Here is a 23,063-nt window from a genome sequence, read left to right on the forward strand (position 1 = left end):
AGTGAATTTTCACAATACTATTTCCGGAACAGTGCCTATGAGGTATTTATTGGGACTTATTTTTGCATTACTGTTTGTCATGTCTGACTTTACACCCGGCTTTTCTGACCTGGGTGTTCCAAAACACAGCTTTTCGGTTCCTGACATGAAACCGCTTAATGAGAGGCTTACCAATGACTTATCGACGTTTGATTACTCTGACTATATCGAACGTACGGTGGATCGTTTTATGGATAGAAATGAGTTGCGCGGTGTTTCCATCGCTGTGGTAAAGGACGAGAAGTTGGTTTTTGCACATGGTTACGGTTATGCTGATAAAGAAAATAATGTCATTACCGAACCTCGTAATATTTTCAGAATTGCCAGTGTTTCAAAATTGATTACGGCTGTTGCCATTTTTAAACTCATTGAGAGTGGTAAATTATCGCTCGACTCAAAGGTGTTTGGCAAGGATGGAATTATCAACGACGAGAAATATATGCCGTATCGCGACCGGCGCATGACCGATATTACCGTACGGGAATTATTGAATCACTCCGGCGGTTGGACACAGAAATACGGCGACCCGATGTTTATGCCCGATGTTATTGCCCGCAAGGTGGGTGATCCGCTTCCGGCTACCATCGACACGTATTTAAAATTTGTCACCAGTCATCGGTTGCATTTCAAGCCGGGTACGATGAGTTCGTATTCAAACCTGGGCTTTGTGTTGCTGGGCGAAGTGATTGCCCGTGCTTCCGGAATGCCGTACGAGGATTATGTTCGGGCCAATGTATTGTTGCCGGCGGGGATTACCGATATGCACATCGGACACAATTTATATAAGAACAAATATCCAAACGAAGTAAAGTATTACGAGCAACGGGGTTCTCTTCCGGTTACGGCTTGTGATGGCTCTGGTTTGATTCTTCCTAAATCAAATGGTGGAAATGACATTTCACTCCTTAGTTCAGCCGGGGGTTGGGTCGCTTCTCCTGTCGAACTGATGAAGTTATTGGTTGTTATCGACGGTTTTCCCGGTGTACCGGATATATTGTCGCCTGAGAGTATTAGAGAAATGACTACTCCGAATCCGCGTGGATTCGAACCATTGGGCTGGCGTGGTACTACCGCTTCGGGGTACTGGTGGCGAACAGGTAGTATGCCCGGAACGGCTGCCATTATGAAACGTCGTCCTGATGGCCTCGAATATGTGATTATTACCAATACCAGCAGCTGGAAAGGTCCCAACTTTACAGGTGACCTAGGTCACCTGATGGATCGTATTTGTCGGCGGGTAAAAACGTGGCCTGACCAAAATTTGTTTGAATATCATCGGCCTAAAGACATACTTGCAATAAACTAATACACAACACATACAAATTAAAAGAGCACCAGGTTTTGGTGCTCTTTTTTTTGAATTGATATCTGAACATTACATTTTTGTGCATTATTTTTAAAGTAGAATGAACCCTTTTCAAACCTTTCACGCTTTAGTGTGTTAAAGGAGGTGAAAATGTAAAATCGATTTATAATCATTCACCATAAAACCGTTTAATTACAATGTCTGATTTTCAAGTGATGATGCCCAAAATGGGTGAAAGTGTCCAGGAGGCTACAATCACCAAAATGTTTGTCAAAAAGGGCGATACTGTTGAAGAGGACGATGTTCTTTTCGAAATTGCCACCGACAAGGTGGATTCGGAAATTCCCTCACCGGTTGCCGGTAAGGTAAAAGAAGTTAAATACAACGAAGACGACCTGGTTGCGGTTGGGGAAGTTGTTATGTTGATTTCGATGGATGGGGAAGACGAAGAAGAGGACACTTCTTCGGAAGAAACTACCGATAAAAAGGCAGAAACACAACCTGCCGCCAAAGAAGAGGCAGCGGAAACGGCAAAAGATTCCGGCGCTTCACAAGGAAATGTAAACAAACAATCGGGCCGGTTCTATTCACCGCTGGTTCGCAGCATCGCCGATAAGGAAGGCGTTTCGTTCGAAGAGCTCGAATCGATTGAAGGAAGTGGACAGGGTGGTCGTGTTCAGAAGAAAGATATTCTGGCTTACCTCGAGAACCGTGGTTCAGGAAAAGTTGCGAAACCTGCAGCCGCCAGTGCGTCAGCCCAGACTGCAAAAGCTGCTCCTCAGGCTCCGCAACACAAAGTTTCGGTTTCTATCGGTGCCGAAGATACGATTGTGGAAATGGACCGCGTGCGCAAAATGATTGCTGATCACATGGTTACATCGAAACATGTGGCCCCTCACGTTACTTCGGTTGTTGAAGCCGATATGACCAATATGGTGTTGTGGCGTAACAAAGTAAAAGGTGAATACCTTGAAAAGTACGGCGAGAAAATTACCTTCATGCCACTGATTACTGAAGCAGTTGCCAAAGCACTGACTGAATTCCCGTACGTTAACTCATCGGTTGACGGTTACAATATTGTTTTGCGCAAGCATGTTAATGTTGGTATGGCTGTAGCAACCGAGAATAACAATCTCGTGGTTCCGGTAATTAAAGATGCTGATATGAAGAACCTGCTTGGTTTGACAAAGGATATCAACCGCTTGGCCGCCTTGGGACGTAAGAACAACCTGAGTCCGGATGATCTGCAGGGAGGAACATTTGCCATCACCAACTTTGGGTCATTTGGAAACATCATCGGAACACCGATTATCAATCAGCCGCAAACTGCTATTCTGGCTGTTGGTACCATCGAAAAGAAACCGGCCGTAATGGAAACACCGACCGGCGACGCGATTGTCGTCCGTCATAAAATGTTCCTGTCACTGTCATACGACCATCGTGTGATTGACGGAATGTTGGGTGGTAAATTCCTGCGCCGTGTGGCCGATATTCTGGAAGAACACGATCCCAACCGCGAAATCTAATTGACAAACGGATAAAAGATTATTACAAAAGGAAATAAAATGAAAGAGAATCTTCACGAACTTGAAGTTCCCAAGAATTACCATATTAAAAAGACGGATAAGGAGACCTTAGCCAAGTGGTTTTACCTGATGACCGTTGGTCGTGCCATTGATGAGAAGGCTCCCAATTACCTGAAACAGGCGATTGGTTGGTCGTATCATGCACCGTATGCCGGTCATGACGGCATTCAGCTGGCTATCGGTCAGGTTTTTGATAAAGAGACAGACCACCTGTTTCCTTACTACCGTGATATGTTGACAAACCTATCTGCCGGTCTGACTGCTGAGGAGTTGATCCTGAACGGGATTTCCAAAGCTACGGATGTTGGTTCGGGTGGTCGCCACATGTCGAACCACTTTGCCAAGCCGGAGTGGAATATTCACAATGTATCATCTTGTACTGGTAATCATACGCTTCATGCAGTTGGTGTGGGTCGCGCTATCCGGTACTACAAGCACAAAGGTGTTTCCATCAGCTCACAGGGCGAATCGTCTGTTTCTGAGGGATATGTATATGAAGCCATCAACGGTGCATCGAATGAGCAGCTGCCGGTAGTGTTTGTTTTCCAGGATAACGGTTATGGAATTTCTGTTCCGAAACGAGACCAGACGGCCAACCGGAAAGTGGCGAATAACTTCAGTGGATTCAAAAATCTGCGCATCATTCACTGTAATGGTAAAGATGTGTTCGATTCGATGAATGCCATGGCTGAAGCGAAAGCGTGGGCGATGGAAAATCAGAAACCGGTAATTGTACAAGCCAATTGCGTGCGCATTCATTCACACTCGAACTCCGACCGTCACGAACTGTATCGTAACGACTCAGAGTTGAACTATGTGGCAGAATATGATCCGCTGGGTAAATTCCGTCGTATGTTGCTTCGTTACAACCGCTTCACTGAAGAGGAGTTGGATGAGTTGACCAACAAAGCAATGCAGGAAGTTAAGGATGTACATAAAAAGGCATTGAAAGCTCCGGATCCGGATCCGGAATCGATCTTCGATTTTGTACTTCCTGAACCATACGTTTCGGAAAAATTCCCGGAAGGTCTTCACAATGAGGAAGGTGAGAAAAGGAAGTTAATTGAAGCACTGAATGGTACACTGAAAGAAGAATTTCGTCGTAATCCCGATACCTTCATTTGGGGACAGGATATGGCCAATAAAGACAAAGGCGGTATCTTCAATGTCTCTAAAGGATTGCAGCAGGAATTTGGCATTGAACGTGTATTTAACGGCCCGATTGCCGAGGACTATATCACCGGTACAGCGAACGGTATGTCGCGTTTTAGCGACAAAATCCGCATTGTAGTGGAAGGCGCTGAGTTTGCCGACTATTTCTGGCCGGCCATGGAGCAGTTTGTCGAGATGACGCACGAATACTGGCGTACCAACGGTAAATTTGCTCCGAATGTGACCATTCGTCTGGCTTCAGGTGGATATATCGGTGGTGGTTTGTATCACTCTCAGAATATTGAGGGTGCCTTGACCTCTTTCCCCGGTATCCGGGTAGTGTATCCTTCGTTTGCTGATGATGCAGCCGGTTTGTTGCGTACGTCGCTTCGTTCAAAAGGACCGACTTTATTCCTGGAGCCCAAAGCACTGTACAATTCACCAATTGCTGCAACCCCGATTCCTGAAGAATTCGAGGTTCCATTCGGCAAAGCCCGGGTACGCAAAGAAGGTTCTGATTTGACGGTAATTACCTATGGTAATACAACCCACATGTGTATCAGTGCCGCCAACAAGCTGGAGGAAGAAGGTCATAGTGTTGAAGTAATCGATCTACGTTCACTTATTCCGTTGGATAAGGAAACCATCATTGAATCGGCGAAAAAAACGGGTAAAGTATTGGTGGTTCATGAGGATAAAGTATTCTCAGGCTTTGGTGCTGAAGTAGCTGCTACCATTACTTCTGAGGCTTTTGAATATCTCGACGGACCGGTTCAGCGTCTAGGTTCAACCTTTACACCGGTAGGTTTCAACCGTATTCTCGAGAAAGCCATTCTTCCGAATGATGAGAAGATTTATAACGGTATGGCCGCATTACTCAAGTACTAAAACTTTAGTTGAAGATTAACCATTTAGCAATGAAGAAAATAGGATTATTCTATAGTTTCCATACACAGAAAACCGCTAAAGTGGCCGAAAAGATACAGAAAGCTTTAGGCGAGAAAGATGTAGAGGCCCTTAACGTAGAAGAAGTTGACGAAAAGAAATTCGCCAGTTTTGATAATTTGATACTGGGTGTTTCAACCTGGTTTGATGGTGAATTGCCTAATTACTGGGACGAATTTGTGCCGGCCATCGAGGAGATGGATTTGAAAGGCAAGAAAGTGGCCATATATGGATTGGGCGACCAGGTCAATTATCCCGAGAATTTCTGTGACGGAATCGGTATCATGGGCAAACTGATGGAACAGCAGGGAGCTGAACTTGTCGGGTTTGTTTCGGCCGATGAATACAACTTCGAAAGCTCGGTAAGCCTTCGGGGTGACAAATTTGCAGGACTTGCGCTTGACCAGGAAAATCAGGCACGGAAAACCAATAAACGTATCGAAGATTGGGTAGCTGACCTCAAGAAGTCATTTAACTGATTATCTGATACTTTTCATTGATAAAATATGCAATACCATGCTGCGGGAGATTGTCCCTGGCATGGTATTCGTATATTTAGGCTACATTTGTAGCTCATTTGTAACTTATGAAACTAAGGCAAAGGAACAGACTTTTTCAAGTTATTGTCGTTACCGGAGTAGTGATTTTAGTTGCTTTACTAACCCGAACACCTGAATTCAGAACGCAGAAACTACAGTTATTGGAGAAGAATATTACCAGTGTTGACAGTATTATTCCTCCCGGCGATTCCACTATTATTCCCGTTAAGTACCAAGGCGTACCTGACTTTACCGATTTAGATCCGCAGATTCGCAAGGAGAAGTTTATTCAGTTTATGCTTCCGGCCGTTATGATAGTCCGCCACCGGCTGATGGAAGACTTACGGCATGTTGAATTTATTGATAATCGGATGGTTAAATCAGAATCCGTTGCTCCGGCCGATACCGTCTTCCTGAACAGGATGTTATTGAAATACCGAACGGATTCCATCGATGTACTGAAAAGAAGAATTTACCCACATCCCGTGAGCCTCGTAATTGCCCAGGCTGCACTGGAATCGGGCTGGGGTACATCGCGTTTCTTCCGGGAAGGGAATAACATTTTTGGTGTTTGGTCGTTTGACCAGGACGATTCACGCATCGCGTCGAAATACAAGCGAAATGGCCGTACAATTTACCTGAAAAGTTATTCTTCCTGCATACAATCCATCAGTAACTATTACCTGACGATTGCCAGGGTGCCATATTACAAAGAATTCCGAATGAAACGCTGGGAAGGAGCCTCATCCATTGAACTACTCCCGTATTTAAGCCGCTATTCCGAGAAAAGTCAGTACGCGCAGCTGGCCCGCTCGATTATCCAAGAGAACAACATACAGAAATATGACGACTATTCATTAAGGGAATATGAACACAAATCGGGCATTGTGCTGTTCTTTCAGGAAAAGTTGAAGTTTTGGTAAGCATTTATTCGCTTCGACAGTTATGTTTATTTATTAGTTTTACAGCATAATCGTATCAGGATTTAACAACCATCTTGGATTAAATCAGGGTATAATGACAGAAATAATGAAAAAGAAGAAAAGAATTGCACTGGTTGCGCATGACAACCGGAAGAAAGATATGATGGAATGGGTGGCCTACAACTGGAATGAACTGGCTCAGCATTCACTGGTTGGTACTGGAACTACCGGCAAGCTGGTTGAAGAAACCATTAAGCAGAAATGCGTTGAAAATGACGCTGTTCCACCAGAGGTGACCCGTTTGAAATCAGGACCATTAGGTGGTGATCAGCAATTAGGATCGATGATTTGCGAAGGACTGATCGACATGGTCATCTTTTTTTGGGATCCCATGCAGCCACAACCGCACGATGTCGATGTGAAAGCATTGTTGCGTATTTCGGTATTGTACAACATCCCAACAGCTTCGAACCGTTCAACAGCAGATTTTCTGATTTCATCGGAACTGTTTCACAAAGAATACAAGCCACGCATTAAAGATTATTCAGGCTATATTACCCGCTCTATTGACATGGAGTAGGGCCCTGAGAGATAATTATTTAACTTTTACATAACAATTTTATTCATTTCTCTCCGACGGAAAGGCCGTAACTTTATATTGTTAACCTCTATTCCCTGGAGTTATGAGAAAAAACCGAGAGAAATTGAGAAAAATGATTAAGGCCATGTATCTGTTGAAAGATATCATTGGCGAGAAACAGGAAAATGACGTTTCATTCAGGCAAACTCCTAAAAAGAAAATCATCGCCGATCTCAATGAGATTATTGATTTAAGCCTGGAAGATTATTATTCGACAAATTTATCCTGATGAAGAACGAGTTATTAATTAACGCAAACTGAAAACATCGCCACAGATTAACTGAGACGATGTTTTTTTATTTCACTGTATCTGGAACGAATTTCAGCGCCGCTGAATTAATGCAGTAACGCAATCCGGTTGGTGGCGGGCCATCGTTAAAAACATGTCCCAGGTGTGCGTTACAATGAGCACAACGAACTTCGGTTCGAATCATTCCATGACTGGTATCTCTTACTTCTTTGATATTTTTGTTGTTCGCAATATCACTAAAGCTAGGCCAGCCACAGCCTGATTGAAACTTGGAATCAGAATTGAACAGCAATGCCCCACAACAAACACAATGGTATGAACCTTTTTGATAGAAATCGTAATAAGCGCCGGTAAACGGCCTTTCAGTTGCCGATTTCCGGGTAACTTCGTACTGTAGCGGAGTTAAGGTTTCTTTCCAATCTTTGTCTGTTTTCTTCACCATAGTTTGATTGCTTTGTTTCGATTTTGAGTTTTGTGCCTGGCTCGTAATCGCTCCAAATAAAATAAGTCCGATAATGAAAATTGCATGTCTCATGCTACTACATACGTATTTCATTAAATTTTGTTTATTCGCAGACTTTTAATCTTCCTGAGAATTCAATATTTGATTCAAACTGACCACACGTACATAGAGATGATTTTTAAACAACCTACTTTTTCAAAATGATGGGTGTCAAGTGCTGTTTTCGTTTACTATATTCTTCTTTTGTAATGACGCCCAAATCAAGTAAATCTTTCGATTCTTTTAGCTTTGCAATAGCTTCTTCTCGAGTTAGTGGAGTATTTAATGATTTAATCTCACCTGTCAAAACAGACTTTTCATAATCTGAAATGGTCATGTATTTATGCAGACCGAAAGCGCGACCATTAGGTTCACCTAGAAGAATTGTCAGTGCCAACGGTTTCTTTTTACTTCCTTTATGGTAAAGTCGCATTTCCGATATAATGACCTTTTCACCTTGCATATTAGCCTTGGCAAACGCTTCACTTTTAATGAACTTTGGATTTCCCAACGGCTTTCCCATTGTAATTGTAACGAAATCCCGCTTTGTTTGGGATTTTGCTTCAGTAACACCATTCAGAGTTTCGACGTTATTTTCAGTCGAAGTAACCAATCCGGAAGGCTTTCCCATAACAAGTGTGTCTCCTAATTCTAAAATTGTTCCGTCCGCGGCAACGTATTTCACAACTTTTGTATTGTTACGAAACGACTCAAATACCTTGGGATTTTCACATTCACCAGCCGTAATTTGCTTTAATGTACTTTGTGCCATCGAATTAAGCGAGAGAAATAGAATGGAGATAAAAAACAAAAATTTCATTGAATTAAACTTTAGGTTAAACTTATGAATTTAGGGTAAAGTTAATATGTTAAACCTTATTCGGACTAATTAAATACATTGAATAGCGAAATAAGTAATTTAATAATCCATCACCTGTCTTATAATTAATATTATGTTATTTTAATGATGTAAAAAAACAGGGAAGCTGTTTGGCCTCCCCATTTTTAATATCCTTGTTGAATTATTTCAAACTGTCGAGTTTGGCTTGAACTTCTTTAAACTTATCCATCATTTTCAGACGGTAATACAAGTTTTTAAGATGCTCCAGGATAAAGCGGTCTTTCGGATTCAGTTCACTGGCTTTTTCCATGTAAGGAATTGCTTTCTTGAACTGAACATCGGCTTTCCCTTTTTCAGCTTCGTATTTATCCTGTTCTGTCGGCGGTATTTTCGCAGCAACTTCCAGTTGTTTTACACCACGGTTGAAATAAACAACACCCATGTTGTAATAAGCATCCGCAAATTTCGGATTTACCTCGGTTGCCTGCTGGTATGCTTTCAATGCTTCGTCCGAACGACCAAGTTTGTCGAGAGCTGCTCCTTTTGCAAAATAGAACGTCGGGTTCTTCGGGTCTTTCTCAATGGCTTTATCAAGATATGAAATCGCATCTTCCGATTTGTTCTTCGACATGTAATAGTTGATCAGCGAAACCAGGATATTCTGACTTTCCGGATATGCTTCAAAACCTTCTTTCATTGAGTTGACTGCGGCAGTTGTATCACCCATTGCTTCATAAGCACTGATGATCTGACCGTATGAAGCACCACCGTTGTAATCGTACTTGATACACTCTTTAAAGTAGTCAATTGCTTTCTTATACTGCTTGGCATTGGTTGCTGCTAAACCAGTATTGTAAATAATGACTGTGTCAACCGGTGTATCTTTCTTGAACATATCGGTTTTTTCGATATCCAAAATGTTCTCAAAGTACTTAGTGGCTTCATCATATTTTTCGGCTTGGAAGGCATTAACAGCAGCTTTTGTCAAATCCTGAATCAGAAATGTCAATTTAATTTTGATACCGTTGGCATAACGGCCTTTATCGTCCAATGACAGCGCCTTCATGTATGACTTGTAGGCTTCTTCCAAGGGGTGGTCACTCAGTTTTTTATAGTTCTCATCTTTCGATGCGAAAATTGCCTGATAGATTTCGCCGCGAACTTCCCATGTACGAGGCCAATCAAGCGTTTTGTCTGATTTGTCATTATTCGGATCAACCGTTTGCTCTATAGTCTCCAGAGCTTTGTCCAGCTTTCCGCTTTCTTTATAGTTCTCAGCACTGGATACTTTACCTTTCTGCGCGAATACAGTAGTTCCGGCAAGAAGTAGGATGGCTACAAAAAATACTTTTTTCATGTTTGAATTGATTATCATTTTGCTACTTACAAATTTGCTTGAATTTTCAGAAAGTACAAATTTTCCAACAAATTATTCTACTACTTCGTTATCAGATTCATTATCAGTCTGTACAGTATCATCTGAAACTTCAATTTCAGTGTCGGAGGCTTCTACACGGGCAACAGATGCAATCGAATCATCTTCTCTCAGGTTAATGAGCTTAACACCTTGTGCTGCACGCCCCGTCATCCGAATATCCTGAACGGGAAGACGGATGGTGACGCCCGACTGTGTAATAATCATCAGGTCGTCATCGTTGCTCACACTTTTTATGGCTACCAGAGAACCTGTTTTCGGGGTAACATTAAGGGTTTTTACACCTTTACCGCCCCTATTGGTCACCCGGTAATCATCAATTTTAGAACGCTTCCCGAATCCGTGTTCGGAAACAACAAGGATATCCTCGCTTTCATTCTCTACACAAACCATACCAACCAGTTCGTCCTTCTCTCCTCCCAGCGTAATTCCTCGCACTCCGGCGCCTGTTCGGCCAATGGCTCTCACCTTATCTTCCGGGAAACGAATGGCTTTTCCGGAGCGTACAGCCATCATGATCTCGTTATTACCATTCGTAAGTCGTGCTTCCAATAATTGGTCGTTTTCACGAATCGTAATGGCATTTACACCATTTTGGCGTGGACGCGAATAAGCCTCGAGTGAAGTTTTCTTGATGACACCTTTCTTGGTACAAAGAATGATGTAATTATTATTGATATACTCTTCGTCCTTGAGATTTTTAACGTTGATGAATGCTTTAACGTTGTCGTCCGGTTCAATATTCAGCAGGTTTTGAATCGCACGGCCTTTGGACGCTTTTGCTCCTTCCGGAATTTCATAAACCTTCAGCCAGAAACATTTACCCTTCTCAGTAAACAACAGAATGGTATTATGCATCGTAGCAATAAACAAGTGCTCCAGAAAATCTTCGTCACGGGTTGTTGAACCTTTGGAACCAACCCCGCCACGGGATTGAGTACGGAATTCAGTTAAAGGCGTACGTTTCATGTAACCCATATGCGAAATGGTGATGACCATTTCATCATCGGCATAGAAATCTTCCGGATTAAATTCTTCGGCTGAATGGATGATTTCCGTTCTTCTTTCGTCACCGTAACGGCTCTGAATCTCGAGTAATTCATCTTTGATAATCTGCATCCGGACGGGCTCGTTAGCCAGAATATTTTTCAGATGCTCGATTTGCTTCATTAGCTCATCATACTCTTCGTGAAGTTTATCACGCTCCAGTCCGGTCAGTTTCTGCAAACGCATATCCAGAATAGCGCGAGCCTGGATCTCATCCAGATCAAAATTCGTCATCAAGCCTTCTCTTGCCTCTTCCGGCGTTTTTGACGCACGAATCAGACTGATAACAGCATCCAGATTATCGATCGCAATAATTAAACCGCGTAAGATATGAGCTTTCTTCTCTGCCTGGTCCAGTTCGTACTGTGTACGCCGTACAACCACTTCGTGACGGTGCTCGACAAAGTAGCGAATCAGGTCGCGCAGGTTCAGCATACGTGGACGGCCTTTTACCAGCGCAATGTTGTTTACACTGAAAGTCGACTGTAACTGCGTGTATTTATACAACTTATTCAGCACAACGCTGGCCATGTCATCACGCTTGATATCGACCACAATACGCATTCCTTTGCGGTCAGATTCATCGTTGACATTGGCAATTCCATCGATTTTCTTTTCGTTAACCAGGTCGGCGATTTTAATAATCAGTTCTGCCTTGTTAACCAGATACGGAATTTCAGTAATGATCAGTTTTTCCCTTCCGTTCGGAGTTACTTCGATCTCTGACTTTCCACGCATGACAATCCGGCCGCGACCGGTTTCATAGGCTTCACGTACGCCAGAGTATCCGTAAATAATTCCACCTGTCGGGAAATCGGGCGCTTTGATCAAGTCAATCAACTCATCCACTTCAACATCAGGATTGTCGATGTAAGCGTTGATCGCATCAATGGTGTCCGTCAGGTTGTGAGGTGGCATATTGGTTGCCATACCCACTGCAATACCCGATGCACCGTTCACCAGCAAATTCGGAAACTTGGCCGGAAGCACAGTTGGCTCTTTCAGCGACTCATCAAAGTTGGGCGCAAAATCAACCGTATTCTTGTCCAGATCGGCTAACGCTTCTTCCGCGAGTTTTTGAAGACGAGCCTCGGTGTAACGCATCGCAGCCGGACTATCACCGTCGACTGATCCAAAGTTTCCCTGTCCATCAACCAACCGGTATCGCATCGACCAGTGTTGTGCCATACGAACCATGGCAAAATATACAGAGGAATCACCGTGCGGGTGGTATTTTCCCAATACCTCACCAACAATCCTTGCTGATTTCTTATACGAGCGATTGGAGTAGATTCCCAACTCTCCCATCCCAAACAAGATTCTTCGGTGAACTGGCTTCAGTCCATCACGAACATCCGGAAGAGCTCTTGAAACAATTACCGACATCGAGTAGTCGATGTAGGCAGATTTCATCTGCTCTTCGATATTTATCTTAATTATCTTTTCTCCGTCAGCCATTTATTTTAAATTAAAAATTTCTAACGTGTCTTTTAAGGTCACACAAAAATAGTAAAATTAAGGTATCTATGTGAATTATTTGCGCTTCAATTTCCTGACAAACTCAAACTCCTGTTTTACATATTATATAGGTTTTGAAATGACGAAAAGTCAGAAAGATTACCTATTTTGACAGATAATAAATTATGAGTTGGTAAACTTTCTCGTTTCCAGCACTAATCCACTGAACATGCTGATGTGGTCGGTTGTTAATTTGGCTAAAACATCATGAAAAAACTGAAATAATAGCTATTTTAGTAATTCCGGATTACCCGGAACAGTATTTGATAAGCAATTGCAAACACAGTTAGCTGATGAGTATGGATTCAAAATTTTCACCCAGAATAAAAGATGTCCTCTCCTACAGTCGTGAAGAAGCTATCCGACTGGGGAATGATCATATTGGAACTGAACACCTTTTTCTTGGAATTCTAAGAGATGGTGAGGGAGTTGCCATTGATATTATGACCCAGTTAGGCATTGATTTCTCCGGCATTAAAAAGGATGTGGAAAAAGCAGTTATTAATGACAAACCTCTTGAGCCCGATGCTTCGGTTCCATTGATGAAGAGCACTGAGAAAGTTCTGAAAATTGTGTACCTCGAAGCACGCTCATTGAACGAACAGACCATTAGTACAGGACATTTACTTCTGGCTATTCTGAAGGATCAAAATAGCCTGGTAAGTCAGCTGTTCAATGACTATGGTTTGGGTTATGACGATGTTAAAACCGAACTTGAGCATCTTTCAAAGACCAAAAACAAATCCGATTTTCCGGAAGACAGCGATGACCAGGACGATATGTATGGTGGTCGTGGTAGCGGAAGCGGACAAGGTGGTTCAGGAAGCACCAAAGGTTCATCGCCAAAAACCGAAACTCCGGTTCTCGACAATTTTGGTATCGATATTACCAAAGCAGCCGTTGAAGGCAGCCTTGATCCGATTGTTGGTCGTCAGAAAGAGATTGAGCGGATTGCGCAGGTTTTAAGCCGTCGCAAGAAGAATAACCCGGTATTGATCGGTGAACCAGGCGTAGGTAAATCAGCCATTGTGGAAGGTTTGGCTTTGCGTATCGCACAGAAAAAAGTTTCGCGCGTGTTGTTTGACAAACGTGTAGTAAGCCTTGATTTGGCATCGATTGTAGCCGGAACGAAATACCGCGGACAGTTTGAGGAACGCATGAAAGCGATTCTGAATGAGCTGTCGAAAGTGGACAACGTGATTCTTTTCATCGATGAGATTCACACGATTGTTGGTGCTGGTGGCGCTACCGGATCGCTGGATGCAGCTAATATGCTGAAACCAGCGTTGGCTCGTGGTGATATTCAATGTATTGGAGCCACCACCCTGGATGAATACCGGCAGCACATTGAAAAAGACGGTGCTTTGGAACGTCGTTTCCAGAAAGTGATGGTTGAGCCGACCAGCATTGAGGAAACCATCGAAATTCTCAATAACATTAAGGAACGTTATGAGGATCACCACAACGTGATGTACACACCGGAAGCAATTGACGCTTGTGTGAAACTCACAACCCGTTACATCACCGACCGACATCTTCCTGATAAAGCCATTGATGCACTGGACGAATCAGGTTCAAGGGTTCATATCTCCAACATTACAGTGCCTGACAGAATTGTAAAACTGGAAGATCAGATTGAAAATACCCGGAATGAAAAGATTCAGGCCGTAAAGAGTCAGAATTTTGAGTTGGCCGCCAGTTTCCGTGATAATGAAAAAAACCTGCTAGCCAAACTCGACAAAGAGAAGGAAGAGTGGGAAAAGGAACTGGAGAGTCATCGTGAAACTGTTGGTGAAGAGGAAGTTGCTGATGTAGTTTCCATGATGTCTGGTATACCTGTACAGCGTATTGCTGAAGCAGAAGGTAAAAAGCTGAAGAATATGCTGGCCGACATGCGAGCCAATGTAGTTGGTCAGGATGAAGCTTTGCAGAAAATTACTAAAGCCATTCAGCGAAACCGGGCCGGACTGAAAGATCCGAATAAACCGATTGGAACCTTTATTTTCCTTGGACCTACCGGTGTAGGAAAAACGCAGTTAGCAAAAGTACTTGCTGAGTATCTGTTTGATTCCACCGAAGCGCTTATCCGGATTGATATGAGCGAATACATGGAGAAATTTTCTGTGTCGCGCTTGGTAGGTGCACCTCCCGGATACGTTGGTTACGAAGAAGGTGGCCAGCTGACGGAAAAAGTCAGAAGAAAACCGTATGCTGTGGTGTTGCTTGATGAAATCGAAAAAGCACATCCTGATGTATTCAACTTGTTGCTGCAGGTGTTGGACGAAGGTCGTTTGACTGACAGTTTGGGGCGTAAAATTGATTTCCGGAATACAATCATTATTATGACGTCCAATATTGGAACCCGCCAATTAAAAGACTTCGGTCAAGGATTGGGATTCAATATCAGGAAAACAACTGAAGATGAGAACGAGCACGCAAAATACATTATTCAGAAAGCATTGAAACGTGCTTTTGCTCCTGAATTCCTGAACCGTGTGGACGATGTGGTTCTCTTCAATACGTTATCGAAAGAGCACATTGGCAAGATTATCGATATTGAGCTTAAAGGCTTGTACGGGCGTGTTGAAGCATTGAACTATAAGCTTAAAATCACCGCAAAGGCGAAAGATTTTATTGCCGATAAAGGTTTCGATCCACAGTTTGGGGCCCGTCCGTTGAAAAGGGCTATTCAGAAATACCTGGAGGATGAGATGGCTGAAGCCATTATTCAGAACCGTATTGAAGATGGCTCAACAATAACCATTGATTACAATGCCAAAGAAGAAAAAATGGTGGTCAAGATTGTCTCACCGACAGAGCCACCCAAGGCATTAGAGAATAACAGCAATTAAAAAACGGCCCTTCGGGGCCGTTTTCTTTTGTATTAATTTTTATCCAGTTTCTTCGCTTCCTCCCAGTATTTGTCCATCTCTTCCAGACTCATATCATGCATGGAACGTCCGTTACCAAGCGTTTTCTCTTCAAGGTAGTTGAATCGGCGGATGAATTTTCTATTAGTGCGTTCCAGTGCTGTTTCCGGATCAATATCGTACAATCGTGCGGCATTGACCAGCGAAAAGAATAGATCGCCAAATTCCTGTTCCATTTTAACCTGGTCATTTACTTTCAGTTCGTGCTCTACCTCCGACAGTTCTTCTTTCACCTTGTCCCAAACCTGTTCCCGGTGTTCCCAATCGAAGCCGACTCCCCTCGCCTTCTCCTGTATCCGATTGGCTTTAACCAATGCCGGAAGCGCTGCAGGAACGCCTTCCAGAACTTTCTTCTTACGCCCTTTTTCCTTCAATTTCAACGCTTCCCAGTTTTCTTCCACTTCCGATGCATCGGCAACCGACACATCTCCAAATACGTGTGGATGCCGGTAAATTAGTTTTTCCGTCAGCGCATTAATCACATCACCAATATCGAATGAGTTCATTTCGTCACCAATTTTGGCATAAAAGACAATATGCAGCAGAATATCGCCCAACTCTTTTTTTATTTCAGGAAAGTCGCGCTCGATGATGGCATCACCCAATTCGTATGTTTCTTCGATGGTTAACTTGCGAAGCGATTCAAGGGTTTGCTTCCGATCCCACGGGCATTTCACCCTCAGTTCGTCCATTATATCCAGCAACTTTCCAAATGCCTCCAGGTGTTCCTTCTTCGCCATGTAATCCGTTATTTAGTATATGACAATTTATTTTTTTGAACCAAAACGGCTTTACCGAGTTTTGATTTGCGAACGAAGTTAATAAATTCTTGTGTAGGGTTAATCTGCCGAAAGGTTGTCGCACCAACACGAAAAAAAGTGTTTATTTTGTAGTGCCTTTCATTGAGGTGATAATAACTGTCTATGATCGAAAAGATTTTTGAACTCGAAGGCGTAGAACATACTTCTTTCTTCGGAGTACGGAACAGCAAAATTGATCTGATAAAGTCCTACTTCCCAAAACTAATCATCACAGCCCGTGGGCACAGCGTTAAAGTAAAAGGCGAACCTACGGAAATAGAGGAGTTTACCACCAAATTTCAGCTGGTACTTGACCACTACTACCATTACAATTCTTTGTCGGACGAAAGCATTCATCAAATTATGATGGACGCGGTGAAGACCATCGACCAGCAATTTCCCGGACAGGAAGATATCTTACTTTTCGGCAATTCCGGCAAACCCATACGCGCCCGCACTCCTAATCAGCACAAGCTAGTCGAAAAAGCAAAAAAAGATGATTTGATTTTTGCTATCGGTCCGGCCGGTTCCGGTAAAACATATACCGCTATTGCGTTGGCTGTTCGTGCGCTGAAGAACCGTGAAATAAAACGCATTATTTTGAGTCGCCCGGCCGTTGAAGCCGGAGAAAATCTGGGCTTCCTACCCGGCGATTTGAAAGAGAAGATCGATCCATATCTCCAGCCGTTGTATGATGCGCTGCTCGATATGATTCCTCCCCGTAAGCTGGAAGAATTCCTGAAAGACGGCGTTATACAGATTGCGCCGCTGGCTTTTATGCGCGGACGTACACTCAGCAATGCCTATGTCATTTTGGATGAAGCGCAGAATACCTCCATTCCACAGTTGAAAATGTTTTTAACCCGTATGGGGTTGAACACAAAATATGTGATTACCGGCGATATTACGCAGATTGATTTGCCGAAAAAACAGCCTTCGGGGTTAATAACAGCACTGCGAATTTTAAGGGAGGTGGATGGAATTTCCATCATCGAGTTCGATAAAGGCGATATTATCCGGCATCGACTGGTTCGTGATATTGTGGAGGCATATGACCATTACGACAAATCGAAATAAGCATTATAAAAACCATTAAACTTTGTCAACATGAGTAGTAAAGCCATTATTAAGACAGATTTCAGTTTTCCAGGACAAAAAAGCGTTTACAAGGGAAAAGTGCGTGATGTGTACAACATCAACGACGATTACCTGGCAATGATTGTTTCCGACCGGATTTCTGCCTTCGATGTGGTTCTTCCGGAAGGTATTCCTTATAAAGGACAGGTACTGAATCAGATTGCAGCCAAGTTTCTGGATGCAACTGCCGATATTGTTCCCAACTGGAAAATCGCGACTCCCGACCCGATGGTAACGGTTGGACATATGTGTGAGCCATTCAAAGTGGAAATGGTCATCCGTGGTTACCTAACCGGACACGCATGGCGCGAGTACCGTGACGGAAAACGATCCCTTTGCGGAATTCCGCTTCCGGAAGGAATGAAAGAGAATCAGAAATTTGATCAGCCACTCCTCACTCCTACTACCAAAGCCGACGAAGGTCATGATGAAGATATTTCCCGTGAGGAAATTTTGGCCCAGGGACTGGTAAGTGAGGAAGACTACGTGTTACTTGAGAAATACACACGTGAATTATTCCAGCGGGGAACGGAAATGGCTGCCGAAAAAGGACTGATTTTGGTAGATACCAAATATGAATTTGGTAAGAAGAACGGTCAGATTTATCTGATTGATGAAATTCATACGCCCGATTCTTCGCGTTATTTCTATGCTGATGGTTACGAAGAGAGACTGGCCAAAGGCGAGAAACAAAAGCAGCTTTCGAAAGAATTTGTACGCCAGTGGCTCATCGAAAACGGATTCCAGGGACAGGAAGGTCAGCAAGTTCCGGAAATGAATGAGGAGTTCGTTAACCAGGTTTCTGAGCGTTACATTGAGCTTTTCGAGAAGATTACCGGTGACACATTTCAAAAAGCTGAAGCAAATGATGTTGCTGCCCGTATCGAATCGAATGTAAAAAGTTATATCGAGCAGAAGCTTTCGTAAAACTCATTGCATAACTAAAGTTTTAGTTACGACAATTTATTCACGTAAATAAGTCACATGAAAAAAACCATCCTACTCAGCCTTTTTCTGGCTTTTGCCACCCTGGTTTTTGCGAATGGCACAGGAACAAAAGTTGAAACCGGGCAATCTGTTCCGGAGTTCAAATTCCACGACCAAAACGGGAAAAAGGTATCCATCTCCGATTTCAAAGGAAAAGTGGTGATGATTAATTTCTTTGCGACCTGGTGTCCTCCCTGTCGGAAGGAATTACCTGAAGTTCAGAAGCAAATCTGGGATAAGTACAAGGATAATCCCAATTTTGTCATGTTAGTTTTTGGTCGCGAACAGACAGCTGACGAGCTTAACAAGTTTAAGAAGGAGAATCATTATACATTTCCTATTATTCCGGATGAGAAACGGAAAATCTTCAGCTTGTTTGCAGAGCAGTCTATTCCGCGGAATTTCGTCATCGGGCCTGATGGTAAGATCATTTTTGAATCAATTGGCTACACTCCAAAAGATTTTAAAAATCTGTTGGATGTATTAGCCAGGAACGTTCAATGACAATAATACGAAGCTAGTAATTGAGGGGAATCGAATTGATTCCCCTTTTTTGTTGGCTATTTTGCCGAAACTCCCCTTTTGGCTACTTTTAGTTGCGTTAAACACAATAAAATGACGGAAAGGAATGATATCCTTCGGCTTCGGGCACGAATAGCTGAATTAGAAAACAAAGTTGAAGAACTTGGGCAGGTTTGGGAACTAACCGGCACAGGCTATTTCAAAGATGATGGAATAAAAGGCTTCTGGTCCAACGAACTTTTGGCAATTGCCGGATACCATCGTGGCGAGGTTGATGAACGGTTTTACACTTTCCTCGATACGGTTGTGCACCCGGAAGATCTCAAATATGTCGACCGCCAACATGCGCTACTTGTTCCTGACGTTAATCGCATTCTAAACTACCGGATCATTGACAAAAACAAAAATATTCTTCATGTCCAGGAAAAGGTTCGTTTAACTATTTCCGACGACAATCGAAAAATGTTAACCGGAACAATCCATGACATTTCGGCTTTTTTCACGATAGATGCTTCGCCTAAGGAGAACCCTACCTCTTACCATGCTTTAATAAACGGGGCCAATGACCGGATTGCCCTTCTAAAAGAAGATCAAACGAAAGTATTGGTCAATACCGCTTATTACCAGTCGCTTAGATATAGCGAATTGCAACAATCGAAATTACTGGAACGCAATCTGGTACTGCCTGACGACAAAAAAATTTACGACAATGCCTTTCAGACAGCCTTGCAGTCAGGAAGTTCGGTGGCTGAATACCGTATTCACGATCAAGTAGGTCAGAATCATTTTATGGATACCCGCTTTACCCGAATTTGGTCCGACAACGGAAAGACTCCTTATGTTCTCCAGATTTCAAGAGATATCACACAGTTGAAGGAAGCGGAAATCAGGCAAACGGAAAGTGAAAGCAAGTTTAGGAGATTATTTGAAGTGTCCAACGATGCTATTCTGCTCTTAAAGGAATCCGGCGAAATAGTGGATTGTAACCGAAAGACAGCCGCACTTTTTGAAACATCACGTAGTGAGTTAATTGGTCACTTCCCCTGGGAGCTGTCTCCCGAAAGGCAACCCAATGGTAAACCTTCAAAAGAAAAAGCTATTACAATCTTCAATGAAGCGCTTTCAGGAGAGAAACCCATATTTCATTGGCAGCATCTTAGCAGGAAGGGGTATTTGTTTGATGCAGAAATCCAGTTGTCATCTATTCAGGTTAATAATCAGCAACTTTTACTAGTCAACCTGCGCGATACCACGCGGCAGAGTCTGGTTGAAAACGCGTTACGCGAGTCAGAACAGAAATTTCGCAAGTTCTTTGATAATAGCTTGCTTGGGAATATAATTACCCTGGCCGATCATTCCTTTGCTGAAGTAAATGAGAAAGCCTGTTCAATTTTAGGGTATGCTCAATCCGAGCTCAAAGTAATGAACTGGACACAAATTGTCCATCAAGAAGATCATTCTGCGATGCTTCCTGAAATTGAACAGATTTTTCAAGGTAGAAAAAATGAGATAACCCGGGAGATTAGGCTGGAGCGCAAGAATGGCCACTTACTTTTTGGATTAGTGGCCATTGCGCCACTTAAAAACGATGCGGGAAAGGTATATGCCATTCTCACCTCGCTTTTGGATATTACCGATCGCAAATTAGCCGAAAATGCCTTAAAGCAAAGTCAGCAGCGACTTTCTTCCATTTTTGAAAATGCTCCGCTGGGAATCATTATTCTCGATGGAAATGGAAAACTGTTCATGTGGAATGAACGGTTTGTCAGTATCCTGAATGCACGTGGCGAACGAATCGATATGGATTACATTGCCCGTCACATGCAACCGGACGATGTGAACGACACCAGAGAGGCTTTGAAGAAACTGGTTGTTGGGAGAACTGATTCGCTTGTCATGACCAAGGCATACCGGTTAAATCATGAAGAGACATTATGGTTAAAAGTAACAGCTTCTTCCATCAAGGATGATGATAGTCGAGTACAGTACATTGTCTGTATGATTGAAGATATTACGACTCAAACTTCCATCAGTGACTCGTTAAAAGCCAGTGAACGGCGCTTCCGGTCGCTATTTTCGCATATGCGCAATGGTTTTATGATTATTGATGTAATAAAGGATGATGATGCCCACATCAGGAACTTTCAATTTGTTGAAGTCAACGAAGCCATCGAAGAAGTAACCGGGTTTCCCCGAAATCAATACGCAGGTAAACTAGCCTCCGTTTTGATGGGAAGACAAGCCCGCTACTGGTTCCCCTATTTGGATGAAATACTGATAAATCAGGCCGTTATACAGGAAGAATTTTTCATTAAAGACACCGGACGGTATTTGGAAATAACCGCTTACCCCTTGCAGGGAAACCAAATAGCAGCGATTCTGGAAGACGTAAGTGAACGAAAAATGACCGAAACTTCGTTGATGGTCAATGAGCAAAAGTTCCGAAGTCTTGCCGAAAACAACCAGGATGCCATCATTCGCTACGACAGCCACAAATGGGTAACCTACCTGAACCGACAGGCAGAGGAACTTTTCCAGCTCCGCTTGATTGACATCATGAGTCAACCACTTCCTGAAAAGGTCTGGAAGAAAAGTCAACGGAAGAAATGGGATGAAACACTCGGGTACGTATTAAAATCGGGTGAGTCAAAACATATCGAAACCCATCACAAGCGCAAAGGGAAACAAGTGATCATGCTTTGGCGCCTAACTCCAGAGTTTTCGACCAATAATAAAATCATTTCTGTTCTGGCGGTTTCCCGCGATGTGACACTAATGAAAGAAGCACAACAGCAATTACTGTTCGCTAAAGAAAAAGCGGAAGAGAGCGACAAGCTAAAGTCTGCTTTCCTGGCCAATATGTCTCATGAAATCAGGACCCCGCTGAACGGGATTATGGGATTTGCCGAGTTGCTGAAACTTTCGAATATTGGTGAAGACGAAAAACAGGATTTTCTGGAGAATATCACGCAAAGCGGATATAAATTACTGAATATCATTAATGATATTCTTGACCTGTCGAAAATTGAGGCCGGTCAGATCAACATTGTTCGTAACCGTTTCTCGGTGAACCGGATGCTAAACGACCTGTATAAACTATTCCAGCCTAAGCTCAATCTTTCGAAGTCGAAAGTAAATATGGCCGTCACTGCAGCACTGAAAGATCAGGAGAGTTTCATTTTCAGTGATGAAGGCCGGCTAAGACAAATCATTATCAACCTGGTTGATAATGCACTTAAATTTACCGAAGAAGGCGAAATTGAATTTGGATACGAGATTTCTGACCATACTACCATTCGGTTTTTTGTGAAAGACTCGGGAATTGGTATTCCGGAGGATAAACGCCAGGCCATTTTCGAACGATTCCGGCAAGCGCAGGATACGCATCTGAATAAATACGGAGGGACCGGGCTAGGGTTGTCCATCGCCAAAGGTTTTGCGGAACTACTGGGTGGTACTATCGATTTCACTTCGGAAGTTGGTAAAGGAACGACCTTCTATTTAACTCTCCCCTTCCCCGCAGGTTCAGGTTTCACTGATGAAAATACATCGCCTGATGAACTAGCTTTTGATCCGGAAATGTACGACTGGACCGGTAAGAAAATTCTATTAATTGACGACGATCGGAGTAATTTCTTCCTGCTAAGAAGACTGCTTAAGGAAACCGGTTGCCAGGTAGATTTAGCTCAAAATGCAAGCGAAGGGATAAAAAGTCTAAAAAAGAATAATTATTCGACAATACTGATGGACATTCGTCTCCCGGACATCAATGGATTTGATTTGACAAAAAAGCTGCGAAAAGAACAAAATAACATCCCGATTATTTTCCAAACGGCTAATGTCATGGAAGAGGATCGAAAGAAAGCGTTTGATGTTGGAGCTGATGATTTTCTTTCCAAGCCTCTCGATTTCGAGGATTTGTTCCATGTACTCGAAAAATTTCTGAAATAAAAAAAGGGCATTC

At 42.9% G+C, this 23,063-nt stretch carries 17 protein-coding genes; 12 read left to right on the forward strand and 5 right to left on the reverse strand.

Going from position 1 to position 23,063, the window contains the following annotated elements; genetic code table 11:
* Positions 1-79 precede the first annotated feature (79 nt).
* The 7 genes from T426_RS0109030 to T426_RS25735 all read left to right on the forward strand — a co-directional run bounded on the left by T426_RS0109030 (position 80) and on the right by T426_RS25735 (position 7,359).
* Positions 80-1,345, forward strand: a complete 1,266-nt coding sequence (locus T426_RS0109030; RefSeq protein ID WP_159103361.1) for a serine hydrolase domain-containing protein — start codon at positions 80-82, stop codon at positions 1,343-1,345.
* A gap of 197 nt (positions 1,346-1,542) precedes the next feature.
* A complete protein-coding gene (locus T426_RS0109035; protein WP_025865426.1) occupies positions 1,543-2,871 on the forward strand; it encodes a dihydrolipoamide acetyltransferase family protein in 1,329 nt (442 codons plus the stop codon).
* Between the two features lie 39 nt (positions 2,872-2,910).
* A complete protein-coding gene (locus tag T426_RS0109040) occupies positions 2,911-4,971 on the forward strand; it encodes an alpha-ketoacid dehydrogenase subunit alpha/beta (protein ID WP_025865425.1) in 2,061 nt (686 codons plus the stop codon).
* 29 nt (positions 4,972-5,000) lie between these two features.
* Positions 5,001-5,507, forward strand: a complete 507-nt coding sequence (locus T426_RS0109045) for a flavodoxin (protein WP_025865424.1) — start codon at positions 5,001-5,003, stop codon at positions 5,505-5,507.
* Between the two features lie 107 nt (positions 5,508-5,614).
* Positions 5,615-6,490, forward strand: a complete 876-nt coding sequence (locus T426_RS0109050; protein WP_025865423.1) for a glucosaminidase domain-containing protein — start codon at positions 5,615-5,617, stop codon at positions 6,488-6,490.
* Between the two features lie 106 nt (positions 6,491-6,596).
* Positions 6,597-7,070 carry a methylglyoxal synthase gene (locus T426_RS0109055; RefSeq protein ID WP_025865422.1) on the forward strand — a complete coding sequence of 158 codons (474 nt, stop codon included), beginning with the start codon at positions 6,597-6,599 and terminating at the stop codon, positions 7,068-7,070.
* 103 nt (positions 7,071-7,173) lie between these two features.
* Positions 7,174-7,359, forward strand: coding sequence for a hypothetical protein (locus tag T426_RS25735; protein WP_153637618.1), 186 nt, complete (start codon positions 7,174-7,176; stop codon positions 7,357-7,359).
* A 67-nt stretch (positions 7,360-7,426) separates the two neighbouring features.
* Here T426_RS25735 and msrB read toward each other — a convergent pair whose 3' ends face one another.
* The 4 genes from msrB to gyrA all read right to left on the reverse strand — a co-directional run bounded on the left by msrB (position 7,427) and on the right by gyrA (position 12,663).
* Positions 7,427-7,915: a peptide-methionine (R)-S-oxide reductase MsrB gene (msrB, locus tag T426_RS0109065; protein WP_169737680.1), complete on the reverse strand. Its 489-nt coding sequence runs from the start codon at positions 7,913-7,915 to the stop codon at positions 7,427-7,429.
* 115 nt (positions 7,916-8,030) lie between these two features.
* Positions 8,031-8,702, reverse strand: a complete 672-nt coding sequence (locus T426_RS0109070) for an SHOCT domain-containing protein (protein ID WP_027585565.1) — start codon at positions 8,700-8,702, stop codon at positions 8,031-8,033.
* Between the two features lie 202 nt (positions 8,703-8,904).
* Positions 8,905-10,080: a tetratricopeptide repeat protein gene (locus T426_RS0109075; protein ID WP_025865419.1), complete on the reverse strand. Its 1,176-nt coding sequence runs from the start codon at positions 10,078-10,080 to the stop codon at positions 8,905-8,907.
* 72 nt (positions 10,081-10,152) lie between these two features.
* On the reverse strand, positions 10,153-12,663 hold the full coding sequence (gene gyrA, locus T426_RS0109080; protein ID WP_027585566.1) for a DNA gyrase subunit A: 2,511 nt from the start codon (positions 12,661-12,663) through the stop codon (positions 10,153-10,155).
* A 359-nt stretch (positions 12,664-13,022) separates the two neighbouring features.
* Between gyrA and T426_RS23225 the strand changes: the two genes are divergently transcribed.
* On the forward strand, positions 13,023-15,575 hold the full coding sequence (locus tag T426_RS23225) for an ATP-dependent Clp protease ATP-binding subunit (protein ID WP_025865418.1): 2,553 nt from the start codon (positions 13,023-13,025) through the stop codon (positions 15,573-15,575).
* Positions 15,576-15,607: 32 nt separating this feature from the next.
* On the opposite strand, the gene mazG is transcribed toward T426_RS23225, so the two are convergent.
* Positions 15,608-16,393: a nucleoside triphosphate pyrophosphohydrolase gene (gene mazG, locus T426_RS0109090; protein WP_025865417.1), complete on the reverse strand. Its 786-nt coding sequence runs from the start codon at positions 16,391-16,393 to the stop codon at positions 15,608-15,610.
* A gap of 183 nt (positions 16,394-16,576) precedes the next feature.
* On the opposite strand from mazG, the gene T426_RS0109095 reads away from it, so the two are divergent.
* The 4 genes from T426_RS0109095 to T426_RS25055 all read left to right on the forward strand — a co-directional run bounded on the left by T426_RS0109095 (position 16,577) and on the right by T426_RS25055 (position 23,050).
* Positions 16,577-17,530, forward strand: coding sequence for a PhoH family protein (locus T426_RS0109095; RefSeq protein ID WP_025865416.1), 954 nt, complete (start codon positions 16,577-16,579; stop codon positions 17,528-17,530).
* Between the two features lie 30 nt (positions 17,531-17,560).
* Positions 17,561-18,517 (forward strand): phosphoribosylaminoimidazolesuccinocarboxamide synthase, encoded by a 957-nt coding sequence (locus T426_RS0109100; RefSeq protein ID WP_025865415.1) that lies wholly within the window; start codon positions 17,561-17,563, stop codon positions 18,515-18,517.
* Between the two features lie 57 nt (positions 18,518-18,574).
* On the forward strand, positions 18,575-19,081 hold the full coding sequence (locus T426_RS0109105; RefSeq protein ID WP_027585568.1) for a peroxiredoxin family protein: 507 nt from the start codon (positions 18,575-18,577) through the stop codon (positions 19,079-19,081).
* 111 nt (positions 19,082-19,192) lie between these two features.
* Positions 19,193-23,050 (forward strand): PAS domain S-box protein, encoded by a 3,858-nt coding sequence (locus tag T426_RS25055; protein WP_027585569.1) that lies wholly within the window; start codon positions 19,193-19,195, stop codon positions 23,048-23,050.
* The last annotated feature ends 13 nt before the right edge of the window (positions 23,051-23,063 follow it).

Source organism: Prolixibacter bellariivorans ATCC BAA-1284 (assembly GCF_000621705.1).
GTDB lineage: Bacteria > Bacteroidota > Bacteroidia > Bacteroidales > Prolixibacteraceae > Prolixibacter > Prolixibacter bellariivorans.